Genomic DNA, 4,529 nt, shown 5'->3' with positions numbered 1-4,529 from the left:
CATAATGGCTTCGATGAACCAGAAATCCTCCGTTGCTCAAACCCTAAATCTATCCGGTAGGTGCTGACGTCAGACAAAACGTCAAGCTGATAACTCATTGCAATTTCGTTTGTCGACAACCAATCACCGTGTCTCGAATAGCAAACATTGTTATGCGGCCCGCTGCACGAAAACACACCGTCCCACTCGTCAGAATTACCCAGTATCCAGTCAGAGAGTTGCAGGTTTGCTGTTATTTTATCACCGTTGAACGCAACCGTATCACCCACAGGACTTTCATCCATTGGGTTGTAGAGACTGGTCGTCGCCTTATTGTCGCGAACCAACCAAACTGTGCAGGTTGTCTGAGCATTTGAGGCAGTTGAAAGTGCAACCAATGAAACGGTTGCAATAGACATTAACCTACTCATGCGGTTGCCCCCTTGTTTTCCAACAATCATGGCTCACCATCGCAACTTAGGATTTGATAAACCAAGCTGTTTGATCGTCCGCCGGGGTATTCCGCAATCAGATTAAAGATGTTTCCATAGAAACTAAGTCCGTAGACTACTTTGCCCCATTCAGAATCTTGGTCGCCAATACTCGCGATACAAGAGAGCATTTGCTCACCTGTGCATGAAAACACTCGATTCCAATTCTCGTCTGGTGGCAGCGCAAAACTCATGTCGAATAGAGACAAATCGGCCTTAACACTTTCAGTCCCAGAACTAAAAGTTACTGTTTCCGGTGGCACTTCAGGTTGTTGGGTTATTGACTTTGCGGTCGGTTTTGCTGGCGAGAGCTGTGCTACTGAACAAGTTACGTCTGCCGATGCAGCTTGGCCAACCGCCAGAAGTGCAGCTATTGCGAAAACCCTGTTCATGATACCAACTCCTGCACATGATTTTGCCAGCCGCGTAACACCTCGGCGGCTTCCTCAGCATAGTCGTGCTGTTGATAGGTTTTGGCCAGGGCGTCACGTTGCACCTCGTGCGCCAGTGCGGCCTCGCTGGCCTCGTGGCCGTACCCGTTGGCAGCAGCCCATGTGCGCAGAGAACGGCGCACGTCGTGCATTCGCAATCCAGCATCAACCCCAGCCTTGGGCCGCCACTGCTTGCGCCATGCGAGATTGAGACGGTTTGTATTGTGGCCGAATATCTCGCCCTCGGTGTCGACAAGGGCAGGGCGCAGGCAATCGTACGCCCACGGCGTCAACGGGGTGAAGTGAGCACGGCCAGCTTTCATAACCTCGGCGGGCCACGTAACACCTGCCTGTGTTACCCAATCAGCATTCAGGCGTTGCACGGCTCCTGTGCGCTGGGCGGTAAGCAGCATCAAACGCCCGCAAGCCTGTGTCTCAGGTGTCAGTACCTCTGAGGCGTCCCAGAGGGCCTTAATCTCATCATCCGACATGACGCGCGTACGGGCCGCCACGGCAGGCGCAACACGCTTGGCCCGTGGCAGCGTCACCTCGCACAACTCGCGGTCATCGCACCACGTCAGGAATGAGGACAGGACGCGATAGAACAACGCGCCGCCAGAGGCACTGGCATCCGTCGCGGTATCGATCAGGCGCATAAGGTCCGCTCGTGAAATCTCGCCTATGCGCTTGCTGGCCTCGGGCGTAACCAGCAAATGCCGTTCCATCGACTTGCGGTAATCATATCTGGTCTTGTCGCTCCAAGAGTGCTTGGGACTGTCGAGCCATTGCGAGACATATTTGCCCAAGGTGTCAGAGTGCTTGGCCTTGGCCGTTGCCGTTTCGGCCTGCTGGCTGGGGTCCATTCCCGCGCGTATTTCTAGCCGCATCTGGGCTGCCCTCTTACGGGCCGCATCAACCGTCAACTCGCCCAGCTTGCCGATTGTCAGCCGCTTGTATTTCCCAGTTCCGCGCACCTGGTAATTGAGAAACAAGGTCACGTCGCCGTTGTTGGCCTTGCGTGCGCCAAAGCCCTTAACCTCAGTATCCCAGATCAGTTTGCCCGCCCGCGCCTCGGCCAAATTGCGGGCGCTTAGTTTGATTGCCATGTCAGTGCCTCGTGTCAGTCATATGTCAGTCTATGTACGTTATCAGGCGTCATTGTCAATCAACGTGCGTTATCAACGTTTGTATAAAAATACGTGTATTCAAGAGTTTACGGCACGATTCCAGTGACTTAGCAGATTTTGTGATTTTAATTTGTAATCAGTAGGTCCGCGGTTCGAGTCCGTGTGGGGGCACCATTTCACTCTAAGATTCTTTCTATTTCTTGATTTTCCAAAAGTCAGAATGATTGGGACAGCGCAGGCGAATTGCGTAACGAAGAGTTTTTCCGAGGACTTTTTCTGATGACCTGCGTAAATGGGGTGGTGGTCAAAGGCGGCGATTGAATTTCCGCAAGTTGCATCGGCGAAACGCATTGTGTTCATAGCCTTATGGCCTTACTGGTGCTTTCAGCCTAAAAACTGGCCCAACGCGCTGTGCGGGCGTGATGGAATGGTAGACATATCAGACTTAAAATCTGAAGGGCGTATGCCCGTGTGGGTTCGAGTCCCACCGCCCGCACCACCTCTGATGCCCTGATTGATTTTCAAGTCTCGATGCAGCAGAACCTCTCCCGGTTTGCTTTGGTTCGGGTTCGGCGGGAATTGAATACCGGGATTGGTTCAGCGCAAAAATCGGTGTCCTGCAATAAATGTCCAATATCTATCCAGCCTAAGGTGAAGGCCTGTCAGGCTACACCTTCCAGTTCCTGCATGTTAGCATCCCGTAAATTTCTTCAGGAGACACCATATGCCGTTGACCGTAAAACAAATGATGGAAGCTGCGAACTCCACCGTCGAGCGAATCCAGAGAGCCAAAGCGGTCGAGATCCTGGAGCGAGGTGGCCTGCTTCTGGACATCCGCGATGCAGCGGAATTGCAGCAGACAGGGCGTGCTTCGGGGTCACATCATATCCCGCGCGGTATGTTGGAATTTCGGGCCGATGACACTCTGCAATCACATGATCCAGAGCTTCGCAAAGATCGTCCAATTGTCTTGTATTGTGCCTCGGGTGGCCGCGCTGCCCTTGCGGGAAAACTGTTGCAGGACATGGGGTATGAGCAGGTCTATAACCTGGGTGGCTTGGTCGATTGGGTGAATGGCGGGGGCGAAGTCGCCTAGCCAATAGGAAACGCCAGAACCCGAGCTGTGATCGTTCGAAAGGTCAGGTCAGGCGTTGAGGAACGTCCTGACGGCGGCCTCGAACTCACGCGGTTTTTCCGCATGCAACCAATGTCCTGCACCAGGTATTTTTGCAAAACGTGCCGAAGGGAACATTCCGCGGATCACAGAGCGATGTTCAGGCAGCACATAGTCGGACTCCCCCCCGGACAAAAACAGTGTTTGACCACCCCAGGATGCGTCTATTTCAGGAAAGCCCATGATCTTGGGCATTTCAGAGGCCAAAGTATCCAGGTTCAAAAGCCAACGCTGTCCGTTGATGTCGAGTGACTGCGTGAAAAAGCTCTGAAGGGCTTTTTCGACTCCGTTGTCGGCCAGTTGTTGTTCAGCGTCCGAGCGACGCTCGACCCGGGAAAGGTCCACCGCGCGCATCGCTTCAATAAACTGAATCTGACTATGGCTATAGGCCACCGGGGCGATGTCTGCCACCACCAGTTTGCGCAGCTTTGCGCTGTGCAGCAGGGCTAAAGTCATGGATGCCTTGCCGCCCATCGAATGTCCGACGACATCTGCCTGTCCGCCGAACTGGTCGATAACTTCGGCCAGATCATTTGCTAGATCGGAATACCCATGGTCATGCGTCCACATGCTGTTTGCGTGGTTGCGCATATCAACCGCCACAACTTGCCGCTCGTCAGATAGCCGGCGGGCGATGACCCCCCAGTTCCGGGCCGAGCCATATAGGCCATGGGCGATCAGCAAAGGGGGCTTGTCGGTTGGTTCACCATGTATGATCGTGTTCAGCATATAGCCGTGATACCCGCCGCAATCTGAAACGGCCAGCCCCATTGTGGCTCCTATTCCACATGGGTAAACTGTCAGCTCAGGAGGCCGCAGCATGCCGCAAGACACAGATATACAAACCCAAATTGCGCAGACCATACAGCTGTTGCGTGACAAGTTGGGTGTGCGCGACAAAACGCTGACCGCCTCGGTCAAAAAGGCCAAAAGGCAACTGCCGCGCCGGATATACAAACAGGCAATGGTTCTGGCACAAGCAGAGCAGATGGCGGCCCATCCAAAACTGCGACTTGTGCTGGACAATCCGAAACTGATCCAGGCCTCGGAAGAGGTGCAAAAACATCTGGGGGGTATCAATTTGGCGGATCGGCGGATGGGGTGGTTTCTGGGAATGCTGGGCGGGCTGACTTTTAACCTGTTGGCCTTTTCTGCTTTGTTGCTGATCTTCATGATGTGGCAGGGGCTTATCTGACCACAAAAAAAACGGCGCCGGGTTGGCGCCGTTTTGTTCTTGGATGACTGAATTCTTACAAGTTTGGATAGATAGGGAATCTGGCGCAGAGGTTTGCGACTTCGGTTTTGACTTTGGCCTCGACCTCACCGT

Annotated in this window: 6 protein-coding genes and 1 tRNA gene; 3 read left to right on the top strand and 4 right to left on the bottom strand. The window is 53.7% G+C overall.

What is annotated here, in order from left to right; all coding sequences use genetic code 11:
- The 3 genes from AC2FFF_RS19755 to AC2FFF_RS19745 form a co-directional block, all read right to left on the bottom strand.
- Window positions 1-398: hypothetical protein (locus tag AC2FFF_RS19755; protein ID WP_496883084.1), on the bottom strand; the 398-nt coding region annotated here is incomplete at its 3' end.
- A gap of 38 nt (window positions 399-436) precedes the next feature.
- Window positions 437-862 (bottom strand): hypothetical protein, encoded by a 426-nt coding sequence (locus tag AC2FFF_RS19750; protein ID WP_496883083.1) that lies wholly within the window; start codon window positions 860-862, stop codon window positions 437-439.
- A complete protein-coding gene (locus AC2FFF_RS19745; RefSeq protein ID WP_496883082.1) occupies window positions 859-2,007 on the bottom strand; it encodes a tyrosine-type recombinase/integrase in 1,149 nt (382 codons plus the stop codon). Before AC2FFF_RS19745 ends, AC2FFF_RS19750 begins: the two co-directional genes overlap by 4 nt.
- Before the next feature lie 434 nt (window positions 2,008-2,441).
- Between AC2FFF_RS19745 and AC2FFF_RS19740 the strand changes: the two genes are divergently transcribed.
- Both AC2FFF_RS19740 and AC2FFF_RS19735 read left to right on the top strand, forming a co-directional pair.
- Window positions 2,442-2,527 (top strand) — tRNA-Leu (locus AC2FFF_RS19740).
- Between the two features lie 225 nt (window positions 2,528-2,752).
- A complete protein-coding gene (locus AC2FFF_RS19735; RefSeq protein WP_142638196.1) occupies window positions 2,753-3,124 on the top strand; it encodes a rhodanese-like domain-containing protein in 372 nt (123 codons plus the stop codon).
- Window positions 3,125-3,172: 48 nt separating this feature from the next.
- Here AC2FFF_RS19735 and AC2FFF_RS19730 read toward each other — a convergent pair whose 3' ends face one another.
- On the bottom strand, window positions 3,173-3,931 hold the full coding sequence (locus AC2FFF_RS19730; protein WP_142638214.1) for an alpha/beta fold hydrolase: 759 nt from the start codon (window positions 3,929-3,931) through the stop codon (window positions 3,173-3,175).
- A 91-nt stretch (window positions 3,932-4,022) separates the two neighbouring features.
- On the opposite strand from AC2FFF_RS19730, the gene AC2FFF_RS19725 reads away from it, so the two are divergent.
- On the top strand, window positions 4,023-4,397 hold the full coding sequence (locus tag AC2FFF_RS19725) for a hypothetical protein (protein ID WP_281973222.1): 375 nt from the start codon (window positions 4,023-4,025) through the stop codon (window positions 4,395-4,397).
- The last annotated feature ends 132 nt before the right edge of the window (window positions 4,398-4,529 follow it).

The sequence above is a fragment of the Ruegeria sp. YTSA226 genome (genome assembly GCF_059609905.1).
Note: the sequence above shows the minus strand (reverse complement) of the source record. Positions and strands in the feature narration are given on the sequence as shown.

Excerpts from the sequence above, each read along its gene's own strand:
- AC2FFF_RS19750 (WP_496883083.1), bottom strand. The coding sequence starts at position 862 with ATGAACAGGGTTTTCGCAATAGCTGCACTTCTGGCGGTTGGCCAAGCT.
- AC2FFF_RS19745 (WP_496883082.1), bottom strand. The coding sequence starts at position 2,007 with ATGGCAATCAAACTAAGCGCCCGCAATTTGGCCGAGGCGCGGGCGGGC.
- AC2FFF_RS19735 (WP_142638196.1), top strand. The coding sequence starts at position 2,753 with ATGCCGTTGACCGTAAAACAAATGATGGAAGCTGCGAACTCCACCGTC.
- AC2FFF_RS19730 (WP_142638214.1), bottom strand. The coding sequence starts at position 3,931 with ATGCTGAACACGATCATACATGGTGAACCAACCGACAAGCCCCCTTTG.
- AC2FFF_RS19725 (WP_281973222.1), top strand. The coding sequence starts at position 4,023 with ATGCCGCAAGACACAGATATACAAACCCAAATTGCGCAGACCATACAG.